This is a genomic window from Streptomyces sp. NPDC048473 (assembly GCF_043200155.1).
GTDB lineage: Bacteria > Actinomycetota > Actinomycetes > Streptomycetales > Streptomycetaceae > Streptomyces.
Map to the genome: position 1 here is coordinate 456,915 of NZ_JBICXE010000001.1, position 21,853 is coordinate 478,767.

Annotated in this window: 19 protein-coding genes; 11 read left to right on the plus strand and 8 right to left on the minus strand. The window is 70.3% G+C overall.

Translation table 11 applies throughout. The features are described from left to right. Nucleotides 1-94 precede the first annotated feature (94 nt). Nucleotides 95-1,303, plus strand: a complete 1,209-nt coding sequence (gene nadA, locus ACGFU7_RS02145; RefSeq protein ID WP_393691378.1) for a quinolinate synthase NadA — start codon at nt 95-97, stop codon at nt 1,301-1,303. A 167-nt stretch (nt 1,304-1,470) separates the two neighbouring features. Here the strand turns inward: nadA and ACGFU7_RS02150 are convergent, their stop codons facing one another. From ACGFU7_RS02150 to ACGFU7_RS02170, 5 genes are all read right to left on the minus strand, one after another. Beyond that, nucleotides 1,471-4,626: an efflux RND transporter permease subunit gene (locus tag ACGFU7_RS02150; RefSeq protein WP_393691380.1), complete on the minus strand. Its 3,156-nt coding sequence runs from the start codon at nt 4,624-4,626 to the stop codon at nt 1,471-1,473. A 164-nt stretch (nt 4,627-4,790) separates the two neighbouring features. Beyond that, nucleotides 4,791-5,486, minus strand: coding sequence for a response regulator (locus ACGFU7_RS02155; protein WP_393691382.1), 696 nt, complete (start codon nt 5,484-5,486; stop codon nt 4,791-4,793). Next, entirely contained in the window at nt 5,483-6,742 is a 1,260-nt protein-coding gene (locus ACGFU7_RS02160) for a sensor histidine kinase (RefSeq protein ID WP_393691384.1), read from the minus strand. Before ACGFU7_RS02160 ends, ACGFU7_RS02155 begins: the two co-directional genes overlap by 4 nt. A gap of 189 nt (nt 6,743-6,931) precedes the next feature. Continuing rightward, nucleotides 6,932-7,210, minus strand: a complete 279-nt coding sequence (locus ACGFU7_RS02165; RefSeq protein WP_393691386.1) for a hypothetical protein — start codon at nt 7,208-7,210, stop codon at nt 6,932-6,934. Nucleotides 7,211-7,219: 9 nt separating this feature from the next. Beyond that, nucleotides 7,220-8,002 carry a PspA/IM30 family protein gene (locus ACGFU7_RS02170; protein WP_393691388.1) on the minus strand — a complete coding sequence of 261 codons (783 nt, stop codon included), beginning with the start codon at nt 8,000-8,002 and terminating at the stop codon, nt 7,220-7,222. Nucleotides 8,003-8,298: 296 nt separating this feature from the next. On the opposite strand from ACGFU7_RS02170, the gene ACGFU7_RS02175 reads away from it, so the two are divergent. From ACGFU7_RS02175 to ACGFU7_RS02185, 3 genes are all read left to right on the plus strand, one after another. Continuing rightward, nucleotides 8,299-8,898 carry a DUF3043 domain-containing protein gene (locus ACGFU7_RS02175; RefSeq protein WP_393691390.1) on the plus strand — a complete coding sequence of 200 codons (600 nt, stop codon included), beginning with the start codon at nt 8,299-8,301 and terminating at the stop codon, nt 8,896-8,898. Between the two features lie 89 nt (nt 8,899-8,987). Then, nucleotides 8,988-9,746 carry a class I SAM-dependent methyltransferase gene (locus ACGFU7_RS02180; protein WP_393691392.1) on the plus strand — a complete coding sequence of 253 codons (759 nt, stop codon included), beginning with the start codon at nt 8,988-8,990 and terminating at the stop codon, nt 9,744-9,746. A gap of 93 nt (nt 9,747-9,839) precedes the next feature. Continuing rightward, the gene (locus ACGFU7_RS02185) at nt 9,840-10,916 is read left to right on the plus strand and encodes a S1C family serine protease (RefSeq protein ID WP_393691394.1); all 1,077 of its coding nucleotides are present in this window, start codon (nt 9,840-9,842) and stop codon (nt 10,914-10,916) included. Nucleotides 10,917-11,172: 256 nt separating this feature from the next. Here ACGFU7_RS02185 and ACGFU7_RS02190 read toward each other — a convergent pair whose 3' ends face one another. Further along, nucleotides 11,173-11,382: a hypothetical protein gene (locus tag ACGFU7_RS02190; RefSeq protein WP_393691396.1), complete on the minus strand. Its 210-nt coding sequence runs from the start codon at nt 11,380-11,382 to the stop codon at nt 11,173-11,175. A 127-nt stretch (nt 11,383-11,509) separates the two neighbouring features. On the opposite strand from ACGFU7_RS02190, the gene ACGFU7_RS02195 reads away from it, so the two are divergent. The 5 genes from ACGFU7_RS02195 to ACGFU7_RS02215 all read left to right on the plus strand — a co-directional run bounded on the left by ACGFU7_RS02195 (nt 11,510) and on the right by ACGFU7_RS02215 (nt 17,458). Next, entirely contained in the window at nt 11,510-12,712 is a 1,203-nt protein-coding gene (locus ACGFU7_RS02195; RefSeq protein WP_393691398.1) for a bifunctional adenosylcobinamide kinase/adenosylcobinamide-phosphate guanylyltransferase, read from the plus strand. A 41-nt stretch (nt 12,713-12,753) separates the two neighbouring features. Then, entirely contained in the window at nt 12,754-13,593 is an 840-nt protein-coding gene (locus tag ACGFU7_RS02200) for a class I SAM-dependent methyltransferase (protein WP_393691400.1), read from the plus strand. Between the two features lie 95 nt (nt 13,594-13,688). Further along, on the plus strand, nt 13,689-14,801 hold the full coding sequence (gene cobT / locus ACGFU7_RS02205) for a nicotinate-nucleotide--dimethylbenzimidazole phosphoribosyltransferase (RefSeq protein ID WP_393691401.1): 1,113 nt from the start codon (nt 13,689-13,691) through the stop codon (nt 14,799-14,801). A 120-nt stretch (nt 14,802-14,921) separates the two neighbouring features. Continuing rightward, nucleotides 14,922-16,727: a phosphatidylglycerol lysyltransferase domain-containing protein gene (locus ACGFU7_RS02210; protein ID WP_393691403.1), complete on the plus strand. Its 1,806-nt coding sequence runs from the start codon at nt 14,922-14,924 to the stop codon at nt 16,725-16,727. Continuing rightward, complete coding sequence (locus ACGFU7_RS02215; RefSeq protein ID WP_393691405.1) at nt 16,724-17,458, plus strand: hypothetical protein; 735 nt, start codon at nt 16,724-16,726, stop codon at nt 17,456-17,458. The genes ACGFU7_RS02210 and ACGFU7_RS02215 overlap by 4 nt, the downstream gene beginning before the upstream one ends. Here the strand turns inward: ACGFU7_RS02215 and ACGFU7_RS02220 are convergent. Beyond that, complete coding sequence (locus ACGFU7_RS02220) at nt 17,401-18,162, minus strand: hypothetical protein (RefSeq protein WP_393691407.1); 762 nt, start codon at nt 18,160-18,162, stop codon at nt 17,401-17,403. The genes ACGFU7_RS02215 and ACGFU7_RS02220 overlap by 58 nt on opposite strands. 88 nt (nt 18,163-18,250) lie before the next feature. Between ACGFU7_RS02220 and ACGFU7_RS02225 the strand changes: the two genes are divergently transcribed. After that, a complete protein-coding gene (locus tag ACGFU7_RS02225) occupies nt 18,251-19,030 on the plus strand; it encodes an adenosylcobinamide-GDP ribazoletransferase (protein ID WP_393691408.1) in 780 nt (259 codons plus the stop codon). A 22-nt stretch (nt 19,031-19,052) separates the two neighbouring features. On the opposite strand, the gene ACGFU7_RS02230 is transcribed toward ACGFU7_RS02225, so the two are convergent. Then, nucleotides 19,053-19,901, minus strand: coding sequence for an endo alpha-1,4 polygalactosaminidase (locus ACGFU7_RS02230; protein WP_393691410.1), 849 nt, complete (start codon nt 19,899-19,901; stop codon nt 19,053-19,055). Nucleotides 19,902-20,160: 259 nt separating this feature from the next. Between ACGFU7_RS02230 and ACGFU7_RS02235 the strand changes: the two genes are divergently transcribed. Continuing rightward, nucleotides 20,161-21,705 carry a leucyl aminopeptidase gene (locus ACGFU7_RS02235; RefSeq protein ID WP_393691412.1) on the plus strand — a complete coding sequence of 515 codons (1,545 nt, stop codon included), beginning with the start codon at nt 20,161-20,163 and terminating at the stop codon, nt 21,703-21,705. Nucleotides 21,706-21,853 lie beyond the last annotated feature (148 nt).

Here is a 21,853-nt window from a genome sequence, read left to right on the forward strand (position 1 = left end):
TCACATCGACACTATGGCCATCGTCAAAGTGACGTGAACCGGATATGATAGATAACGTCAATTAGACGAAAAGGCTTTCTGCAGAGAAGAAAGGGTGCGTGACGTGACCACGGCCCACCCCGTCCAGGATCTCGACGTCCAGCCGACGCCCCTCGCCCTGCTTCTGCTCGGCCGTGAGGCCGACCCGAAGAGCGAGCGTGGCGTCGAGTGCCCCGGTGACCTGCCATCCCCGTCCGACCCGGACCTGGTGGAGCGTGCCCGCGCGGCCAAGGAGAAGCTCGGGGACAAGGTGTTCATCCTCGGCCACCACTACCAGCGCGACGAGGTCATCCAGTTCGCGGACGTCACCGGCGACTCGTTCAAGCTCGCCCGGGACGCGGCTGCGCGCCCGGAAGCCGAGTACATCGTCTTCTGCGGTGTGCACTTCATGGCCGAGTCGGCGGACATCCTGACCACCGACGACCAGAAGGTCGTGCTGCCGGACCTGGCGGCGGGCTGCTCCATGGCCGACATGGCCACCGCCGAGCAGGTCGCCGAGTGCTGGGACGTGCTGACCGAGGCCGGGGTCGCCGAGCAGGTCGTACCCGTCTCGTACATGAACTCCTCCGCCGACATCAAGGCCTTCACCGGGCGGCACGGTGGCACGATCTGCACCTCGTCCAACGCCAAGCGGGCGTTGGAGTGGGCCTTCGAGCAGCGGGAGCCCTCGGCGGGCAAGGTGCTCTTCCTGCCCGATCAGCACCTGGGGCGGAACACCGCGGTCCGGGACATGGGGATGTCGCTGGAGGACTGTGTCCTCTACAACCCGCACAAGCCGAACGGCGGCCTGACCGCCGAGGAGCTGCGCAACGCCAAGATGATCCTGTGGCGCGGGCACTGTTCGGTGCACGGGCGCTTCTCGGTCGAGTCCGTCAACGATGTGCGTGAGCGGATTCCGGGCGTCAATGTGCTGGTGCACCCGGAGTGCAAGCACGAGGTCGTGGCGGCGGCGGACCATGTCGGGTCGACGGAGTACATCATCAAGGCCCTGGAGGCGGCGCCGGCCGGCTCGAAGTGGGCGATCGGCACCGAGCTGAACCTGGTGCGGCGCCTGGCGAACCGGTTCGCGGCCGAGGACAAGGAGATCGTCTTCCTCGACAAGACGGTGTGCTTCTGCTCGACGATGAACCGGATCGATCTGCCGCACCTGGTGTGGACGCTGGAGTCGCTGGCCGAGGGGAACCTGGTCAACCGGATCGAGGTCGACCCGGAGACGGAGAAATACGCGAAGCTGGCACTGGAGCGGATGCTGGCGCTGCCGTAGCGGGTGACGGGGCGCGAGCCCCGGACCCCTTTTTGTCCTCAATCGCCGGACAGGCTGGAAAAACGCCGGACCGGCTGGACTTTCCAGCCCGTCCGGCGATTGAGGACAACGGCATGCAGAGGCCCCGGCACCGTCGAAACGGTGCCGGGGCCATTGCGTGCCCTGCGTTACGCCTTCGCGGGCTCCGGCTCCTCGGCGGTGGAGTCCCCCACCTCGACCGGGACCGGCAGGCCGGCCTTCTTGGCGCGCTTGGCCGCCTTCTTCTTCGCGCGGCGCTCCTTGCGGAGTTCGACCATCGCGTACAGCGTCGGCACCAGGAGCAGCGTCAGCAGGGTCGAGGTGACCAGGCCGCCGATCACCACGACGGCGAGCGGCTGCGAGATGAAGCCGCCCTCGCCGGTGACGCCGAGTGCCATCGGAAGCAGGGCGAAGATCGTCGCCAGGGCGGTCATCAGGATCGGGCGGAGCCGGTGGCGGCCACCCTCGATGACTGCTTCGACGACGCCCATGCCCTGCGTCCGGTACTGGTTGATCAGGTCGATCAGCACGATCGCGTTGGTGACCACGATGCCGATCAGCATCAGCATGCCGATCATCGCCGGGACGCCCATCGGGGTGCCGGTGACGACGAGCAGGCCGATCGCGCCGGTTGCCGCGAACGGGATGGAGACCAGCAGGATCAGCGGCTGGATCAGGGACCGGAAGGTCGCCACCAGCAGCATGAAGACGATCGCGATCGCGGCCAGCATGGCCAGGCCGAGCTTTATGAACGCATCGTTCTGGTCCTCGGAGACACCGCCGATGGTGGCCGTGGCACCGTCCGGGAGCTTCAGCGCGTTGATCTTCGTCTGGAGCGAGGCGCTGACCGCGCCGGTGTTGTCACCGGTGGGCTTGGCGGTGATGGTCGCGGCGCGCTGACCGTCGATCCGCGTCATCGAGACCGGTCCGGGGACCAGCTTCACTTCGGCGATCTGGCCGAGCTTGACCGGGCCGAGGGAGAGGTTCTTCAGCTCGGCCATCGTGGTGGCCGGGTGGGCGGACTTGATGACGACGTCGCGCTCGGTGTCGTCCATGATCGCCTTGCCGGACGGGGTGCCGCGCACCGCTCCGGCGACGGCCGCGCCGAGGGTGGTCTGGTTGAAGCCGGCGTCCGCTGCCTTGGAGTTGGCCTTGACCGAGATGCGCGGGATGCTCTGCGCCAGGTCGCTCTGGACGTCGGTGACGTCCTTGAGCCCGGCCACCTCGGCCCGTACCTCTTCGGATGCCTTCTTCAGGACGTCCGCGTCGGCGGCCTTGACCACGACGCTCAGGTCCTGGCTGCCGAAGCCGTCGCCCGCAGCGATGGTGGTGTCACCGATGCCGTCGAGCTTGCCGAGGCCCTCGTCGATGCGCTTCTGGGTGGCGTCGAAGTCGGCCGAGTCCTTCAGGGTGACCTGGTAGGAGGCCTGGTTGGATCCCGTACCGCCGCCGAAGGCCGCCATGAAGCCGGAGGAGCCGACGGTGACCTGGTAGTCCTTGACGCCCTGGTCGGTGTCGAGGAGCTTCTCGACCTTCTTGGCCGCCGCGTCGGCGCCCGCCAGGCTGGTGCCGGGGGTCAGCTCCTGCTTGATGGAGAGGACTTCCTGCTCGCCCTGGTCGAAGAAGTTGGTCTTCAGCAGCGGGGCCATGCCGAAGGTGCCGAACAGCACCACGATGGCGATGACGATGCTGGTGATACGGCGCCGGGTCGCGAAGCGCAGCACCGGGACGTACAGCCGCTGGAGCCGGCTGCGGGCTTCCTTCTCCTCGGCCTTGCGACGGGCCTCGTCCGGGTTCTCCGTGCTGCCCTTGGGTGCGCGCAGGAACCAGAACGACAGGACGGGGACCACGGTCAGCGAGACCAGCAGGGAGGCCAGCAGGGCCGCGGTGACGGTCAGCGAGAACGAGCCGAAGAGCTCGCCGACCATGCCGCCGACGAGACCGATCGGCAGGAAGACGGCGACCGTGGTGAGGGTCGAGGAGGTGACCGCGCCGGCCACTTCCCTGACCGCGGTGATGATCGCGGACTGGCGCTCCTCGCCGTAGCCGAGGTGACGCTTGATGTTCTCCAGGACCACGATCGAGTCGTCGACGACGCGGCCGATCGCGATGGTCAGCGCGCCGAGCGTGAGCATGTTGAGCGACAGGTCGCGGGTCCAGAGCACGATCAGCGCGAGGACCACGGAGAGCGGGATGGAGACCGCGGTGACCAGGGTGGAGCGCAGCGACGCGAGGAAGACCAGGATGACGATGACCGCGAAGAGCAGACCGAGCGCGCCCTCGGTGGTCAGACCGGAGATCGCCTTGGAGACGGCGGGGCCCTGGTCGGAGACGACGGTCAGCTCGGCGCCGGCGCCGAGGTCCTTGCGGAGGTCGGGGAGCTTGTCCTTGACCGCGTCCGAGATGGCGACGGCGCTGCCGTCCTTGTCCATCGTGGCCATCACGGCGAGGCTCGGCTTGCCGTTGGTACGGGTGATGGAGACCGCGGTGGACGGCTCCTGCTTCACCGTGGCGATGTCACCGACGCGGACCGGCTCGCCGGGCTTGCCCGTTGCCGGGTTCTGGCCGGTGACCCGCAGGTCCTCGATCTGCTTCACGGAGGTGAAGGCGCCGCCGACCTGGACGGTACGGCTCTTGCCCGACTCGGAGAAGGAACCGGCGGGGACGGTCGCGCCACCCGCCTGGAGCGCCTGGGAGAGCGTCACGGCGTTCAGACCGGCGGCCGCGAGCTTTTTGCCGTCAGGGGTGATGGAGACCTGGAGCTCCTGCACACCGTCGACGGCGACCTGGCCGACGCCGTCGATGTCCTCCAGCGCGGGGACGACGGTGCGATCCAGCTGGTCGGCGAGCGCCTGCTGGTCCTTGTCGGAGGTGACGGCGAGGACGACCGTCGGGATGTCGTCCGTCGAACCGGCGATGACCTGCGGGTCGACGTCGTCGGGAAGCTGGACACGGGCGCGGTTCACCGCCTGCTGGATGTCGGCGACGAGCTGCTTGGTGCCCTCGTCACCGAAGTCGAAGGACGCCATGATGACGGCGTTGCCCTCGCTTGCGGTCGAGGTGACGCCCGTGACGCCGTCGACGGCCTTGATGGAATTCTCGAGCGGCTCGACGACCTGCTTCTCGACCACATCGGGGGACGCACCCTGATAGGGGGCGAGCACCGACACCATCGGAAGTTCGATGGTGGGCAGCAATTGCTGCTTGAGCTGCGGGATCGCGATCGCTCCGAATACGAGCGCGACGATCGAGATCAGCCCGATCAGGGCCCTTTGCGCGAGGCTGAATCTGGACAGCCAGGACATGGGTGGGTCTCTCTTCTGTGGCTTACGCGGCAGGTGGGCGGGTGACTCGGGGACAGACCCGGCCCAGCTATACGATCGCTCATCCACAAGGCCGAAAGCGTCGCCCCAAGGTCGCTTTCTTATGCCGCGCATACCGCAGGTGGAGTACGCCGTATCTCCACCCGTCACTCCACCCTGGGGCGCACCAGGCCCGATTCATACGCAATTACTACCAATTGAGCCCTGTCGCGGGCGCCGAGTTTCGCCATCGCCCTGTTCACATGGGTCTTGACGGTGAGCGGGCTGACGACGAGCCGCTCGGCGATCTCGTCGTTGGAGTGCCCGCCCGCAACCAGGACCAGCACCTCGCGTTCGCGGCCGGTGAGCGCGGCGAGCCGCTCGGAGTACTCCGCGGCGCTCGGCCCGTCACCGCCCGAACCGCCGCCCTGCGCAAGGAAGGTGGCGATCAGACCCTTGGTCGCGGCCGGCGAGAGCAGCGCCTCGCCGCCTGCGGCGATACGGATGGCATTGAGCAGTTCCTCCGGTTCCGCCCCTTTGCCGAGGAAGCCCGACGCCCCGGCCCGCAGCGACTGCACCACGTACTCATCCACCTCGAAGGTGGTGAGCATGACGACCCGTACGTCCGCCAGTTCCGGATCGGCGCTGATCATCCGGGTCGCGGCGAGTCCGTCCGTACCGGGCATCCGGATGTCCATCAGCACCACGTCGGCACGGGTCGAGCGGGCGAGTTCCACGGCCTGTGCGCCGTCCGCCGCCTCGCCGACCACCTCCATGTCGGCCTCCGAGTCGACCAGCACCCGGAACGCGCTGCGCAGCAGCGCCTGGTCATCGACGAGCAGCACCTTGATGGGCGGTGTCATGCGTTCTCCCCCGTCCGGCCCGCCGCGCCCGGCTCCTCGGGCTCTGCGGTGCGGGCCTTGACGGGCAGGATCGCATGGACCCGGAATCCGCCGCCGTAGCGGGGCCCCACGGTGAGGGAGCCGCCGAGTGCGGTGACACGTTCGCGCATGCCGAGGAGGCCGTGACCGCCGCCGTCCCCGTTGCGGACGCCCCCGGCCGAGCCGTTGTCGATCACGGTGACCTCGGCCGTGGCGCCGACCCGTACGACGCTCACCTCGGCCTTCGCCCCGGGGCCCGCGTGTTTGCGCACATTGGTCAGCGCCTCCTGGATCACCCGGTACGCGGCCAGGTCGACGGCCGCGGGCAGCGGGGGCCGCCGGTCGGTGCAGGCCACCTCGACCGGGAGCCCGGCCCGCCGGACGGTGTCCACCAGCTCGTCGAGGACCGCGAGCCCCGGGGCCGGTTCGGTCGGCGCCTCCGGGTCGCCGGACTGACGCAGCAGCCCGACGGTGGCCCGCAGTTCGTTGAGCGCGGAGCGGCTGGCCTCCCGGACGTGGGCCAGCGCCTCCTTGGCCTGGTCGGGGCGCTTGTCCATGACGTGGGCGGCCACCCCGGCCTGGACGTTGACGAGGGCGATGTGGTGGGCCACGACGTCGTGCAGATCGCGGGCGATCCGCAGCCGCTCCTCGGCGACCCGGCGCCGGGCCTCCTCGTCACGGGTGCGCTCGGCCCGTTCGGCGCGCTCCCTGATCGCGTCGACGAAGGCGCGCCTGGAGCGTACGGCGTCCCCCGCGGCGCCGGCCATGCCGGTCCAGGCGAAGACGCCGAAGTTCTCCTGGCTGTACCAGGGCGCCGGACCGAAGAACATCGCCGCGGCCGTCAGCGCGGCCATGGTCAGCAGACCGACCCGCCAGGTGGTGGGCCGGTCGGTGCGGGCGGCGACGGTGTACAGCGCGATGACGGTGCTCATCACCACGGGCGCGGGCGGGTCGGATCCCACCAGCTCGACGACCGTCAGCCCTGCGGTGGCCGCGAGCACCGCCATGGGATTGCGCCGCCGCCAGATGAGCGCCACGGCACCGAGCACCATCAGGAGCACACTGCTCGCCTCGGGCGTGCGCGTGCCGAAGGTGTGCCCGTTCGGTGCGCCCGGGCGGACGAACGACCCGACGATCATGGCCACGAGTACGGCCAGGGCGAGCGCGGTGTCCAGCGCGAGGGGATGGTCGCGCAGCCAGTGCCGGACGCGCAGAACCCCGGTTCCGAGGGTGGTCACGTCAAGTTACGTTACGGCGTGTCGCGCGTGAATCGGTCCGGGTCGTACGGAGAAACCGGTGCGGAGCGCGCAGAACGCCCGGAATTCGCAGAACACCGGGGGTGCCGTACCGCGGACACAGCCGTGCCCCGTGTCCGGCGGACCGGACACGGGGCACGGACTTGTGCGGGTGCTGGAGAGCGACCGGCGTCAGCCGGGGATCAGGCCGTCGTCCCGGAGCATGGCGCGCACCTCTTCGAGAGTCGCGTCGGACGACGGCAGGATCAGCTCGGACGGCTCCAGGGAGTCGTCCGGCAAGGGTGTGCCGAGCTCGCGCACCCTGGCGAGGAGCGCGTGGAGAGTGGAGCGAAAGCCGGGGCCGTCGCCGCTCTCCATCTCGGCGAGCAGTTCGTCGTCGAGCTTGTTGAGCTCGGCGAGATGACTGTCGGCCAGTGCGACCTGGCCCTCCCCCATGATCCGTACGATCATGACGCTGCCTTAACTCTTGTCGAACTTGTGCGGGGACTGCGACGACTGCTGCTGCGCCGCGTCCTGCGGGCCGCCCTCGATCGCCTGCTGCTGGGTGGAGCCGCCGGCCAGCTCGGCCTTCATGCGCTGCAGCTCCAGCTCCACATCCGTACCACCGGAGATCCGGTCCAGCTCGGCGGCGATGTCGTCCTTCGCCGTCCCGGTCGGGTCGTCCAGGGCGCCGGAGGCGAGCAGCTCGTCGATCGCACCGGCCCGGGCCTGCAGCTGCTGGGTCTTGTCCTCGGCCCGCTGGATCGCCAGGCCGACATCGCCCATCTCCTCGGAGATCCCGGAGAAGGCCTCGCCGATCCGGGTCTGTGCCTGGGCTGCGGTGTAGGTGGCCTTGATGGTCTCCTTCTTCGTACGGAAGGCATCGACCTTGGCCTGCAGCCGCTGGGCCGCGAGAGTGAGCTTCTCCTCCTCGCCCTGCAGCGTGGTGTGCTGCGTCTCCAGGTCGGTGACCTGCTGCTGGAGTGCGGCGCGCCGGGACAGCGCCTCGCGGGCCAGGTCCTCGCGGCCGAGCGCGAGCGCCTTGCGGCCCTGGTCCTCCAGCTTGGACGACTGGCCCTGCAGCTGATTCAGCTGCAGCTCCAGCCGCTTGCGCGAGGTCGCCACATCGGCGACACCGCGGCGTACCTTCTGAAGCAGCTCCAGCTGCTTCTGGTACGAGTAATCGAGGGTCTCGCGCGGATCCTCGGCCCGGTCAAGGGCCTTGTTTGCCTTCGCGCGGAAGATCATCCCCATACGCTTCATGACACCGCTCATGGGCTTCGCGCGCCCCCTTCTGACGGACTGAGCTCCAGCACTCCAACAGAACCCACAGTACGGGCCCTGCCTCTATTACCGCACTGTTCGAGCACAGATGTGCTCCTCCCCAAGGACGACTGCACCCGGTCACCGCTCCGGCCCAGGGAGTAGGTGGTGGTCGGAGAAACCGGTGGAAACGTCCGTGCAGAATCCGTGGGGACACCTGCGAGGACGCAGGCCGTTGCCGGATCGTTCCCGACCGGCCTGGGGTCGCGGCGATCGAACCCGTACCCTTGGGCCTTGTGTTCCGTAGCCGTTCGAAGGAAGAGAAGGCGCCCACCGGCAAGGTGACGGCGGACCTCTCCAAGCAGCCCCGCGACCCGCAGTCCCCCAAAGGTCGCCCCACCCCCAAGCGCAGCGATGCCCAGTCGCAGCGCCGTCGTGCCTCCAGTGGCGCGCCGCTCGACCGCAAGGAGGCCGTGAAGCGGCAGCGCGAAGCGCGCCGTGTGGACATGGCCAAGCAGCGTGAGGCGCTCGCCAGTGGCGACGAGCGCTATCTGCCGGCTCGCGACAAGGGCCCGGTGCGGCGCTTCGTCCGCGCCTACGTGGACTCGCGTTTCTGCATCGCGGAGTTCTTCCTGCCGCTCGCGGTGATCATTCTGATCCTCAGCGTGATCCAGGTGCAGAACATCCAGAACATCTCGCTGCTGCTCTGGCTCATCGTGATCGTGCTGATCGTCATCGACTCGATCGGTCTCGCGTTCCGCCTGAAGAAGCAGCTGAACGAGCGCTTCCCCGATACGCCGAAGCGTGGCGCGGTCGCCTACGGCCTGATGCGTACGCTTCAGATGCGTCGGCTCCGGCTGCCGAAGCCGCAGGTCAAGCGCGGAGAGCGGCCCTGAGTACGGATCTCTCCGGCTCGGCCGGCGGCCCGTCCGCCGGCCCGCCGGGCGGTGCCGTCGCCGTCACCGGATTCTCGGGAGCCTCCTCGGTGTGGCTGAAAGGGCTCGGCGGACTGCGCAACACCGTCCGCCAGGAGCTCGTCGCCCGGCAGATCGACGAGCAGATAGCCGCCCGCTTCCCGGTCGGGCAGCGGCTGCGCGTCCTCGACGTCGGCATGGGCCAGGGCACCCAGGCGCTGCGCCTGGCCAGGGCCGGTCACACCGTGACGGGTCTGGAGTCCGATGCCGAGATGCTGCGGGTGGCCCGTGAGGCGCTCGGCAGCGAGCCCGCGGGCATCCGCGAACGGGTCCGGCTGATCGAGGGCGACGGCCTGGACACCGGGGTGCACTTCCTGCCCGGCAGCTTCGACGTGGTGCTCTGCCACGGTGTGCTGATGTATGTCCGGGAGCCGGACGCGATGCTGGCCGGTCTGGCCCGGATGCTGGCCCCCGGCGGACTGCTTTCGCTGCTCGTACGGAACGCCGATGCGCTGGCGATGCGGCCCGGGACCGCCGGGAACTGGGACGCGGCGCTGGCCGCCTTCGACACGGATACGTACACCAGCCGGCTGGGTCTCACGGTACGGGCCGACCGGCTGGACGCGCTGACGGCCACGCTCGCCGGGATCGCGGCGCCCCTGCACGCCTGGTACGGGGTGCGCGTCTTCACGGACAACGTGAGCAACGACGTGGAACTGCCCGCCGCCGACGAACTGGAGGGGGTGCTGGCCGCGGAGGACCAGGCCGGACGGACGGATCCGTACCGCCGGGTGGCCGCACTGCTGCATCTGTGCGGGGTACGGGGCTAGAACGTTCGGGGCGGTGGCCGGAGTGGTCCGGCGCCGTTCCCGGTTGGCCGAACCCAACAGGCCGCCAATAGGGTTAATAGCAATAATTCGGACATGGATGCATCTCACTCCCGCAGCCGTGTGCGCCGGTTGCTGCTGCCTCTGACCGCAGGTCTCTGTACGGTCGCCCTGGTGAGCGGCTGCTCGGACGCGAACTCCGATTCACAGGCGGCCGATCCCACCAAGTCGGCCTCCGCTTCCCGGGCCTCAGACGATCTGCAGAGCGAATACCAGGACGTGATCAAGAACGTGCTGCCGTCGGTCGTGCAGATCGACGCCTCCAACAGCCTTGGCTCCGGCATCATCTACGACTCCAAGGGCCATATCGTCACCAACGCCCATGTGGTCGGCAACGAGAAGACGTTCAAGGTCACTGTCGCCACCGGCGAGAAGGTTCTGAAGGCCTCGCTCGTCGCCGCCTATCCGGAACAGGATCTGGCCGTCATCAAGCTCGACAGCGTTCCGGATGGGCTGAAGGCCGCGAAGTTCGGTGACTCCGAGCAGGTCGAGGTGGGACAGATCGTGCTGGCGATGGGCTCGCCGCTCGGGCTGTCCTCCAGCGTCACCCAGGGCATCGTCTCGGCGCTCGGCCGGACCGTCAGCGAGAGCCGCGTGGGCGGTGGCACGGGCGCGACGATCGCGAACATGGTGCAGACCTCGGCGGCGATCAACCCGGGCAACAGCGGCGGTGCGCTGGTCAACCTGAACAGCGAGGTGATCGGCATCCCGACGCTGGGGGCGGTCGACTCGCAGATGGGTGACAGTGCGGCGCCGGGGATCGGGTTTGCGATCCCCGTGTCGATGGTGAAGACGGTCGCCGATCAGATCATCAAGAGCGGCAAGGTCACCGACTCGGGCCGGGCGGCGCTGAACATCGCCGGACGCACGGTCGTCGACGACACCTACCAGCCGGCCGGGGTGGCGCTGGTCAGCGTGACGAAGGGCGGCGCCGCGGAGAAGGCGGGGCTGCGGGTCGGCGACGTCATCATCAAGGTCGGAGATCTGCCGGTCCCGACGATCACGTCCCTGTCGGAGGCGCTGGCCTCGGACAAGCCGGGCGAGAAGGTCACGGTGACGTATCTGCGCAACGAGGCGGAGAAGACGGCGCAGGTCACCCTGGGCGAGATCTGACTCCCGGCCGTCGCCGTACGGGCCCGGTCGCGGCCGTACGAAACGGGGCGTCGCCGTACGAGAGCCCGACCGTCAGCCCTACGGAGCCGGTCGCGGCCGTACGAGGATGAGCATCGCCGTACGGCCCGGTCGTCGCCGTACGGGCCCGGTCGCGGCCCAACGAGAGACCGGTGCTTCGCCGTACGGGCCCGGCCATCAGCCGTACGGGCTCGGAGACCGGCCCGAGCCCGTACGGCTCCTCACGCGTCGGGGCGGATCAGCCCTGGTCGGCCTGGAGGCTCATGGGGCCGTAGATCTTCGTCGTGTCGTCGAAGAGCGTCACCTGGTCCGCCCCGCCGTCGAGGAGTTCCTTCCAGTACTCACCGATCCAGGACTCCGCATCGCCCTGCGTCGTGAATTCCTCCGGCTGCAGGGCCGGCTCCGTCTCCGCACCGTCGGACTTCTCGAACCGCCACGTCCACGCCATGTCCGCCTCCTGGGTCACTTTGCTGCCCGCAGCCTAGTGCCTCCAACCAGTGCGGGAACGGGTCCTGCGCCCGCCCGGACACCCCCAAGTCGCGCACCCGTTGCGCGGACGCGGGAGGATCGGAGGCGTGGAACTGACTCTGCTCGGCACCGGAGCCCCCGACGGGCTGCCGCGGCCCGAATGTCCGTGCGCCGCCTGCGCCACCGCCCGCGGGCTGCGTTCGCGGGCCGCGACCGCGCTGCTCGTCGACGACGCGCTGCTGCTCGATCTCACCCCGGGGGCCGTGTTCGCCGCCGCCCGTGCGGGGCACTCGCTCACCGGCGTACGGCAGGTGCTGCTCACCCATCCGCACGACGGGCCCGCCGTGGAGCTGCCCGCCGGACTGCCTCCGGCGGGACGGGTGCCGGACGGGCGGGAGCTGACGCTGATCAGCGGTCACCGGGTGCGGGCGGTGCCGATGGACGCGCCGGGTACGGGTTACGAGGTGACGGCGCCGGAGGGCGCACGGCTGCTCTACCTGCCGCCGGGCGCCGCGCCCTCCGGTCTCGCAGACCGGGTGGCCCAGCCGTACGACATGGTGGTCGGCGATGTGGTCGGGCGGCCGGACTCGGTGGCACGGCTGCGGGCCGTCGAGGCGATCGGGCCGACCACCGAGATCATCGCCGTCCATCTGGACCATGACGCACCGCCCGGCGCCGAGCTGGACAGGCGGCTCGCGGCGGCCGGCTCGCGGGCCGTGCCGGACGGGACGACGCTGGTGGTGGGCGAGTACCACTCGGTGCCGGCCGCACCGCGGCGCACGCTGGTGACGGGCGGGGCCAGGTCGGGGAAGTCGGTGGAGGCCGAGCGGCGTCTGGAGACGTTCCCCGAGGTGGTGTACGTGGCGACCGGTGGTGGCAGGGAAGGGGACGAGGAGTGGGCGGCCCGGATCGGGCTGCACCGGGAACGCAGGCCTGCCGCCTGGCGCACCGAGGAGACCTGTGAGCTGGCGGAGCTGCTGGAGTCGGACGGGCCTCCGCTGCTGATCGACTGTCTGTCGCTGTGGCTGACGGATGCGATGGACCGGGTGGATGCCTGGGACGACGCGGCGTGGGCGGGCGGCGGCGAGAGCGCGCTGCGGGAGCGGACCGCCGAGCTGGTCGCCGCGGTGCGCGGAACGCGGCGCACGGTCGTCGCCGTGACCAATGAGACCGGCTCGGGCGTGGTGCCCGCGACGGCCGCCGGGCGGCGGTTCCGCGACGAGCTGGGCCGGTTGAACGCCGCGTTCGCCGACGAGTGCGAACAGGTGCTGCTGGTGGTGGCCGGACAGGTGCTGACGCTGCGCGGCTGACCGGGGCATGGGAACGAAACGCGAGAACAGGAGGAGCGGACATGGCACGTGTGCGACCGATGCTGAACGGGGTTCCCGAGACCTTGTTGTGGACGCTCTACAACCGGGCGTACGAGGCGGGGCAGCCCTATCCCGTGCTGGATGATCCGATGGCGCTCCGGCTGCTGGAGGATCTGGACTACCCCTTCGAGGAGCGGTTCGGGCGGCCGAACGCGTTCCATTCACAGGCCCAGGGGCTGCGCTCGCGCTGCTTCGACCTGGCCGTGCAGGGGTATCTCGCCGACCGGCCGCAGGCCACCGTGGTCGCGCTCGGCGACGGTCTGGAGACCGGCTTCTGGCGGGTCGACAACGGCCGGCTGAACTGGCTGAGCGTGGAGCTGCCCGAGGTCGCCGAGCTGCGCCGGGCACTGCTGCCCGCCTCGGACCGGCTGCGCACCCTGTCCCGGTCGGCGACCGATCTGTCCTGGCTGGACGAGATCGAGGACCCCGAGGGCCGCGGTGTTGTCGTCACGACGCAGGGGCTGCTGATGTACCTGCCCCCCAAAGAGGTACGGAGGATCCTGGCAGCCTGTGCCGAACGGCTGCCCGGCGGCATCCTCGTGCTGGACACGATGGCGCGCTGGCTGGCCAGGGGCACGGTGGCGGGCACATCGAAGGTCGGTGCGATGACCATTCCGCCGATGCGCTGGGCGATGAACCCCGGCGAGCGCCACAAGCTGCGCGGCACGCACCCGGGGATCACCGAGGTGCGGGCGCTGCGGCTGCCGCGGGGACGAGGCGCGATGGGCGAGCTGATCCGGATCCAGTCGCTGCTCCCGGGGCTGCGGACCCTGACGCCCGCGATGACGCAGCTGCGGTTCGGGGGCGGAACCCCGCACTGACCGGGTGTCAGAAACGTGGCGGGTACTGTTCCGCAGTGAGCCCGCCGCCGGGCTCACCGGCCCACTCCACGTATCGACCCGCGAGGCAGACCCCCGTGAATCTGGACGACTTCTCCGACCTGATCGAACGCCCCGACGGCGGCGTACGGCGTGACGCCGAGGAACGCCGGGAGCGTCTGGTCGTTCCGCCGGGCGCCCTCGGCCGCCTGGACGAGCTGGGCGAATGGCTCTCGGCCGCCCAGCAGGCCGTACCGGTCAAGGCGATCGAGCAGCCGCGCGTGGTGCTCTTCGCCGGTGACCACGGGGTTGCCGAACTGGGTGTCTCGGGGCGCGCGGCCGGGAGTGCGTACGAGCTGGTACGGGCCACGCTGGAGGGTGCGACTCCGCTCGCCGTGCTGGCCCGCCAGTTCTCCGTACCGGTACGGATCGTCGACGCCGCCCTGGACTGCGACCCCGAGCTGCTGCCCGAGTCGGTGGTACGTCACCGGGTGCGGCGCGGCAGCGGCCGGATCGACATCGAGGACGCGCTCACGGCCGAGGAGGCCGAGCAGGCGGTACGTCTCGGCATGGCGATCGCCGACGAGGAGGCCGACTCGGGCACCGATCTGGTGGTGCTCGGCGATCTGAGCGTCGGCGGTACGACGGCCGCGGCCACGCTGATCGCGGCGCTGTGCGGCACGGATGCCTCGGTGGTCACCGGGCGCGGCGGTGCCAACATCGACGATCTGGCGTGGATGCGCAAGTGTGCGGCGATCCGGGACGCGCTGCGGCGGGCCCGGCCGGTCCTCGGTGATCAGCTGGAGCTGCTGGCCACGGTGGGCGGTGCGGATCTCGCGGCGATGACCGGGTTCCTGCTGCAGTGCGCGGTGCGCAGGCTGCCGGTGATTCTGGACGGCGTGGTCTCGTCGGCCTGTGCGCTGGTGGGTCAGCGGGCGGCCTTCCGGGCGCCGGACTGGTGGCTGGCGGGTCAGGCGAGCGGCGAGCCGGCGCAGACCAAGGCGCTGGACCGGATGGCACTCAACCCGTTGCTGGACCACGGCGTCATCGTGGGCGAAGGAAGTGGGGCATTGCTCGCACTTCCGCTTGTTCGGGCCGCGGCCGCACTGGCGGCCGAGCTGCCCGAACGTGCACCCGTCGCCGACGAGAAGGACGGCGCCGGCGAAGGGGCCGACGGAAGCGACGCGGACGGCGACGCGGCCGACGGCTGACGGACCCGGCAGAGTTGCGGCCGCCCAGGGCATGTCCGGCCATGATCCGCCGGACAGGCCCTGGCACCGGCCGCAGCACAGTCCCCTCATGCAGCGCGATGCACCATATGATCGCTTTTCATGGGAGAGGTCCGATTGGCCACCGAGGATTCCGGGCGGGGCAGTACCCGGTCACCGAGCACCGTCCGGTCACGCCGCGGCGCCGCGTTCACCATCTGGTATCTGCGCGTCGTGTCGTTCATCAATTTCCTGAGCGCCGTCTGGGTCACTCTCGGCAACGATCTGCGCCGTCACAACACCGCGAACTACTTCACCCCCTACCTGCTCACCGCGGGCTTCTCCTCCGGGGTGGTCGCGCTCTTCCTCGCGGTCACCATGCGCCGCCGCAAGCGGGCCGCCTGGATCGTGAACATGGTGGTGAGCAGTCTTCTGCTGCTGCTCTTCGCCCTGGTGATCCCGTTCCCGGAGGTCCGGCAGTACCCGCAGAACTGGATCTCGCTGGCGCTGACCGCCGTCTTCGTCCTGGCGCTCGCCCTCGGCCGGCGGGAGTTCTATGCGAAGGGCGACCGGTCCAACCCGAAGCTGGCCGCCGTCGTCGCGGTCGGCGGACTGCTGGCCACCTCGCTGATCGCCGCGGGCCTGGTCACCCTGACCAACACCGCGCACGACGGCTACCTCTCGTCCTTCCTGGACCGCTGGCGCTACGGCGCCCTGCGGCTGGTCTCGGTCGCCGCCAATGACGCCGATTTCCCCGGTATCACCACGCCCGGCTGGGTCAATGTCACCATCAACATCCTCTCCACACTGCTGCTGATCGCCGTCGTGTACGCGGCGTTCCGGTCCCGCCGGGCCGTCGACCCGATCACCCCCGAGGACGAGGCCCGGCTGCGGGCGCTGCTCGACAAGCACGGCGGCCGCGACTCGCTCGGCTACTTCGCACTGCGCCGGGAGAAGAGCGTCATCTGGTCGCCGACCGGGAAGGCCGCCGTCGCCTACCGGGTGGTCGGCGGGGTCTCGCTCGCCTCCGGTGATCCCATCGGCGACCCGGAGGCCTGGCCCGGAGCGATCGGTCCATGGCTGGCCGAGGCCCGCGAGCACGGCTGGATCCCGGCGGTGATGGGCGTGAGCGAGGAGGGCGGCACCGTCTACGCGCGGCACGGCCTCGACGCCCTGGAACTGGGCGACGAAGCGATCGTGGAGACCGCCGAGTTCACCCTCGAAGGACGGGCGATGCGGACCGTCCGCCAGGCGTACAACCGGGTCGGGCGCGCCGGGTACGACGTGACCGTGCGCCGGCATGCCGACATCCCCGACGACGAGATGGCCGAACTGGTGCGGCGCGCCGACGACTGGCGCGACGGGGCGACCGAACGCGGCTTCTCGATGGCGCTGGGCCGGCTCGGCGATCCGGCCGACGGGCAGTGCGTGATGCTCGAATGCCGCGACTCGCCCACCGAAGAGGGCGGCGGGCCCGGCGAGTTGCGCGCCGTACTGAGCTTTGTGCCATGGGGACCGAACGGCCTCTCGCTGGACCTGATGCGCCGTGACCGGGACGCCGAGAACGGCCTGATGGAGTTCATGGTCATCGAACTCCTGCAGCGCGCAGAAGAGATCGGGATCACTCAGGTCTCGCTGAACTTCGCGATGTTCCGGTCCGTCTTCGAACGGGGTTCACGGCTCGGCGCCGGACCGGTGCTGAGGCTGTGGCGCTCCATGCTCAGTTTCTTCTCGCGCTGGTGGCAGATCGAGTCGCTCTACCGCGCCAACGCCAAGTACCGACCGATCTGGGAGCCGCGTTTCATGCTCTTCGAGAAGAGCTCCGACCTCCTGCGCATCGGCCTCGCCGCGGGCCGGGCCGAAGGGTTCCTGGAGGCGCCCGGCCTGCCCAAGTGGATGCACCGCTCGCATCTCGGGGCCGGTGGATGAGACCCGTACGCGCGCTGGGCGGAGCGGCTCGCCGCGAATGGGGTCCGCTCGTGGGGACCGTACGCGCGGGGCTCGCCGCCTCCCGGCTGCGGGCGGTCCCGATGACGCTCGCCGCGGTCTGTCTGACGGCGCTGCTCCATGCGGTGCAGCGCCAGTGGTGGGGGGTCGGGGCGGTGCGCGGGCTCGGGGCGGTGCGGGCCGAGGATCCGTTGTGGGAGGCCCTGCTGCGTACCCCGTTGTCGCTGTTCGTCCCGGCGCCGGATCTGCCGGTGTGGGGGGCGCTGGCGCAGATCCTGGTGGTGTTCGGGGCCGCCGAGATCTGTCTGGGCCGATGGCGCACGCTCATGATCGCGTACGTCGCGACGCTGGCCGGGACGCTGTACGCGCGGATCGGCGTCGCACTCGGTCCTGACGGGCTGTTCGGACTGCCCTCCTCCGACGCCCGGATCGTCGACACCGGTCCGTCGGCGGCGGTGGTCGGTGTCGCCGTCTATGTGTGCTGCGTCTACCGGGCCTGGTTGACCGGGGCGCTGGTGATCGTGGCGATGGCGGTCGAGGTGGTCTTCAAGAACAACCTGGCCGGCAAGGAGCATCTGGCGGCGATCGCCGCGGTGCTCGTGCTCTGCGCCGTCGCGGTCGGCCGGGACCGGCGCCGGTATCTGCGCCGCCGGGATCAGGACTTGCGTACGGGGGCCGGAACCCGGTCCGGTGCGCCGCCGATCAGGTCCTGAAATCTGCGGCGCGGGCCCGCCCAGCGCACATCGTGGTGGTAGGCGCGCAGCACTGCCCGCGCGCGGGCGCGGTGGCGGTCGCGGTAGAAGCGCTTCGCCCACACCGAGGTCGGCCGGGCCAGCCGGATCGCCCCGATCAGTGCGACGAACGGGACGAGGGTGCCGACGACCGCGAGCCGCGCCTTGCCCTTGAACAGGGCGATCAGCACGAAACAGAAGTTGACGGCCAGGGTCAGGACGACGCCGAGTCTGCCCTGCTGCTGGTCACTGCTCAGCTCGTTCACGCCGAGCGGTGAGAATCCGGCCAGGACCAGCAGCACCAGCGCCGCGGTGAGGACCACGACCTCCACGCTCTGGCGGCCCTCCTCGGTCCAGTACACATCGTCGAGGTGGAGGATCAGGGCGAACTCGTCCAGCACCAGACCCGCACCCATGCCGAAGATCACCGCGCAGACCCCCGCGGTGACGCCCTGGCGTCCGCTGGCGACCGCCCCGAAGCCGCCGATGACGCTCAGCACCACTCCGGGCACCACATGGTGGACATGCACTCCGCCGGGCGTGATGTTGCGGAATGGGCCCTTCCCCGCCCGGATCATCCGCGTGATGACCCGGGTGATGGCGAAGGTGAGCACGAAGGCGGCCAGGGCGAGGAGCAGCGGCAGCTTTCCCGGCTCGACGATGTTCTGATCGAACCAGTGACCCATGCCACCCACTCCCGATAAGCCTCTTTTGCCACGGTCTATTGCGTTCTGCACAATCTATCGGCCCGTCACACCGATTAGCCTGCGCGCCGTGACCTCCCTGAACAGCCATGGCCTGCGTTTCGCCTTCGGCACCCTGACCGTGCTCCCCGTCCGCGTCACCCGCTGGGACCGCCGGACCGCCCGCGCCGGGATGCTGTGCGCGCCGCTCGCCGGCCTCGTGGTGGGGCTGCTCGCGGCGGTGCCCGGCTGTCTGTTGCTGCTGCTCGGCTCCGGTCCGCTGCTCGCCGCGGTCGCCTCCGCCGCCGTGCCCGCGGTCCTGACCCGGGGTCTGCATCTGGACGGTCTCGCGGACACCGCCGACGGCCTGGGCAGCGGCAAGCCCGCCGACGACGCCCTGCGGATCATGAAGCAGTCGGACATTGGGCCATTCGGTGTGATCACCCTGCTGTTCGTGCTGCTGGCCCAGGTCGCGGTCCTTTACCAGCTCTACGGGCAGAGCTGGGCGCACGGAGCGGTGGCGGCGGCCGTCGCCGCGGTCACCGCCCGGCTGGCACTCACCCTGGCTTCCCGTCAGGGCGTGCCGGCGGCCCGTCCGGAAGGGCTGGGTGCGGCGGTGGCGGGGACGGTCACGGTCCGGGCCGCGGCGGCGGCCGGGGCCGTCGTGGTCGCGGCCTGTGCGGGTGCCGGGGCGCTCTTCGGCGGGTATGGGGCGCTGCACCACGCCCTCGCCGCGCTGGCCGCCCTCGGCGTCGCCCAACTCCTGCTGCGGCACTGTGTGCGGCGCTTCGGCGGGGTGACCGGCGATGTCTTCGGCGCACTGGCGGAGACGGCGGCGACGGCGGCCCTGGTGGGCCTGGCACTCGGTTAGGACATGGTCCGGAAGCGAGGCACTAGGGGCGGGCCTTCGGGCACTCCTGGCGCCACACGCCCAGCTCGTACCTCTTCCGCAGCGAGCTGAGCCCCAGCCGCTCCGATCCGGCGCAGAACCGGGCGACCGGCAGCTCGTACTCCACATGGAAGACGGCCTTGTCCGCCTTCACGAACGGTGTGAGGGCCTCGCACTCCTCGTACTGCGCGCACTGCTCATTGACCGCGAAGTCGAAGTCCGGCTCCAGCTCCGGGATCTGGCCGAGGTCGTTCTTCAGACCGACGGCGAGTCCATGGCGGTGGGCGATACGGGCGATGAGCCGGTTGTAGCGCAACTGGTCGGCGGCGGTCAGCGGGAAGCCCGTGCGGTTGCGGTAGCCGTCCATGTTGTCGGGCTCCACCGCATCGAAGCCCTTCTTCGCACACATCGCGATCCGCGCCTCCATCAACGGCTCCAGGACGTCCGTGCGGCGGATGTCGAGCCACCGCTCCCCCGCCCAGCCGTTGCCCTTTCCCCGTACCGAGGCGGGAAACTTCCCCGCGTCCGGGCGGAACTCCTCCCAGGCACCGGTGGAGAGGTAGCAGATCACCTTGCGGCCCCGGCGGTGCAGATCGGCGACCGCCGCAGCCTTGTGCTCGAAGCCGTCGATGTCGTACACCGGGACGTCCACCGTGGGGTCCAGCCGGCCGGAGAGCTGCCACTGCCAGCCGATGCCCGGCTCCGGCCGCCAGCGGTCCGTTCCGGCGGGTTCCGGCGCCGAGGTGCAGCCGGTCAGCAGGGCCAGCAGGGCCAGCAGGGCCAGCAGAATCAGTACGGTGACCGGCAGCGCCGGCCCGGGTCCGGTCACGCGTGCAGCCCCACGGGCGCGCATGGTTCTCCCCCCGTCGGTCCGCCACCACCAACGACCCTACTTCCACGGCCCGTTCCAGCTGCACGGCCCCGGCCCCGGCCGCCCGGAACCGGCGCATCGACGCCACAACAGGCCGCCGACGGCCCGCCGCCGTGTTCCCGTGGCAAAGGCGCGCGTAGGCTCATTCCCGGCACATTGCGGCGGCGTCTACGATGCGCCGGGCACGGTCGGCCCACCCCTCGACCGGCAACGAACTCAACGGAAGCGAGATTTCACCACCGTGACTGCTCTCACTCTCAGCACTGCCGGTGCGGCGACGCTGCGCGCCGACGCACTCGTCGTCGGCGTCGCCAAGGGCGCCAAGGGTCCGGTCCTCGCACCGGGCGCCGAGGCCGTGGACAAGGCGTTCGACGGAAAGCTCGCCACCGTCCTGGAGGCCCTGGGCGCCGCAGGTGCCGAGGGCGAGGTGACCAAGCTCCCCGCGCCCGCCGGCCTCAAGGTCCCGGTCGTCATCGCGGTCGGACTCGGTTCCGTCCCGGAGAAGGACGACGCGTACGACGCCGAGGCGCTGCGCCGGGCCGCGGGCTCGGCCGCCCGTGCCCTGAGCGGTTCGAAGAAGGCCGGCTTCGCGCTGCCCATCGCGTCCGCCGAGGACGCCGAGGCGATCTCCGAGGGCGCGCTCCTCGGTGCGTACGCCTTCACCGCGTACCAGGGCGGCGAGAACAAGCTGGCGCCCAAGGACAAGAAGAACGGCAACGGCCCGAAGCTGCCGCTCGGCGAGGTCGCCCTGCTCGGCGCCAAGCCGCGCGACAAGGCGTTCAAGGCGGCCGCCGAGCGTGCCGTCGCGGTCGTCGAGGAGATCAACCGCGCCCGCGACCTGATCAACACCCCGCCGAACGACCTGTACCCCGAGTCCTTCGCCGCCGTGGCCACCGCCGCGGGCAAGGAGCACGGCATCAAGGTGCAGGTCCTCGACGAGAAGGCGCTCGTCAAGGGCGGTTTCGGCGGTCTGCTGGGCGTCGGCCAGGGCTCGTCCCACGGCCCGCGTCTGGTGAAGCTCGCCTACACGCACCCGAAGGCGGAGAAGACCCTGGCCCTGGTCGGCAAGGGCATCACCTACGACTCGGGCGGCATCTCGCTGAAGCCGGCCGGCCACAACGAGACGATGAAGTGCGACATGAGCGGCGCCGCCGCCGTGTTCGCGAGCGTCGTCGCGGCCGCCCGTCTGGGTCTCCAGGTCAATGTCACCGGCTGGCTGGCGCTCGCCGAGAACATGCCGTCGGGCAACGCCACCCGCCCCGGTGACGTGCTGCACATGTACAGCGGCAAGACCGTCGAGGTCCTCAACACGGACGCCGAGGGCCGGCTCGTCCTCGCCGACGCGCTGACCCGCGCCTCCGAGGAGAACCCGGACGCGATCGTCGACGTGGCGACCCTGACCGGCGCGATGGTGCTGGCGCTGGGCAACCGCACCTTCGGCATCATGGCGAACGACGACGCCTTCCGTACCTCCATCCACGAGATCGCCGAGGAGGTCGGCGAGGCCTCCTGGCCGATGCCGCTCCCCGCCGACCTGCGCAAGGGCATGGACTCCCCGACCGCCGACATCGCCAACATGGGCGAGCGGATGGGCGGCGGCCTGGTGGCCGGTCTGTTCCTGCAGGAGTTCGTGGGCGAGGGCATCGCCTGGGCGCACCTGGACATCGCCGGCCCGGCCTTCCACGAGGGCGCCCCGTACGGCTACACGCCGAAGGGCGGCACCGGTTCCGCGGTCCGCACGCTGGTGAAGCTGGCGGAGCGCACCGCTGCCGGAGACCTCGGCTGAGGTCGCAGCCGGCATACGGCCCCGGGCATACGTCCGGGGCCGTATGTGTTCCCCCCGTGGCATCGCAGCACGGATCCGGCAGGTTTCGCTCTCGACGAAATCCGTAGGCCTCTACGCAGCGGTAACCACCCGAGACGGAGATCATCCG

What these genes read in the sequence shown, in the direction of transcription:
- ACGFU7_RS02155 (WP_393691382.1), bottom strand. Translation starts at nt 5,486, where the DNA reads ATGACACCGCCCATCAAGGTGCTGCTCGTCGATGACCAGGCGCTGCTG.
- ACGFU7_RS02190 (WP_393691396.1), bottom strand. Translation starts at nt 11,382, where the DNA reads ATGGCGTGGACGTGGCGGTTCGAGAAGTCCGACGGTGCGGAGACGGAG.
- ACGFU7_RS02165 (WP_393691386.1), bottom strand. Translation starts at nt 7,210, where the DNA reads ATGATCGTACGGATCATGGGGGAGGGCCAGGTCGCACTGGCCGACAGT.
- ACGFU7_RS02210 (WP_393691403.1), top strand. Translation starts at nt 14,922, where the DNA reads ATGGGAGAGGTCCGATTGGCCACCGAGGATTCCGGGCGGGGCAGTACC.
- ACGFU7_RS02230 (WP_393691410.1), bottom strand. Translation starts at nt 19,901, where the DNA reads ATGCGCGCCCGTGGGGCTGCACGCGTGACCGGACCCGGGCCGGCGCTG.
- ACGFU7_RS02200 (WP_393691400.1), top strand. Translation starts at nt 12,754, where the DNA reads ATGGCACGTGTGCGACCGATGCTGAACGGGGTTCCCGAGACCTTGTTG.
- ACGFU7_RS02220 (WP_393691407.1), bottom strand. Translation starts at nt 18,162, where the DNA reads ATGGGTCACTGGTTCGATCAGAACATCGTCGAGCCGGGAAAGCTGCCG.
- ACGFU7_RS02215 (WP_393691405.1), top strand. Translation starts at nt 16,724, where the DNA reads ATGAGACCCGTACGCGCGCTGGGCGGAGCGGCTCGCCGCGAATGGGGT.
- ACGFU7_RS02185 (WP_393691394.1), top strand. Translation starts at nt 9,840, where the DNA reads ATGGATGCATCTCACTCCCGCAGCCGTGTGCGCCGGTTGCTGCTGCCT.
- ACGFU7_RS02150 (WP_393691380.1), bottom strand. Translation starts at nt 4,626, where the DNA reads ATGTCCTGGCTGTCCAGATTCAGCCTCGCGCAAAGGGCCCTGATCGGG.
- ACGFU7_RS02170 (WP_393691388.1), bottom strand. Translation starts at nt 8,002, where the DNA reads ATGAAGCGTATGGGGATGATCTTCCGCGCGAAGGCAAACAAGGCCCTT.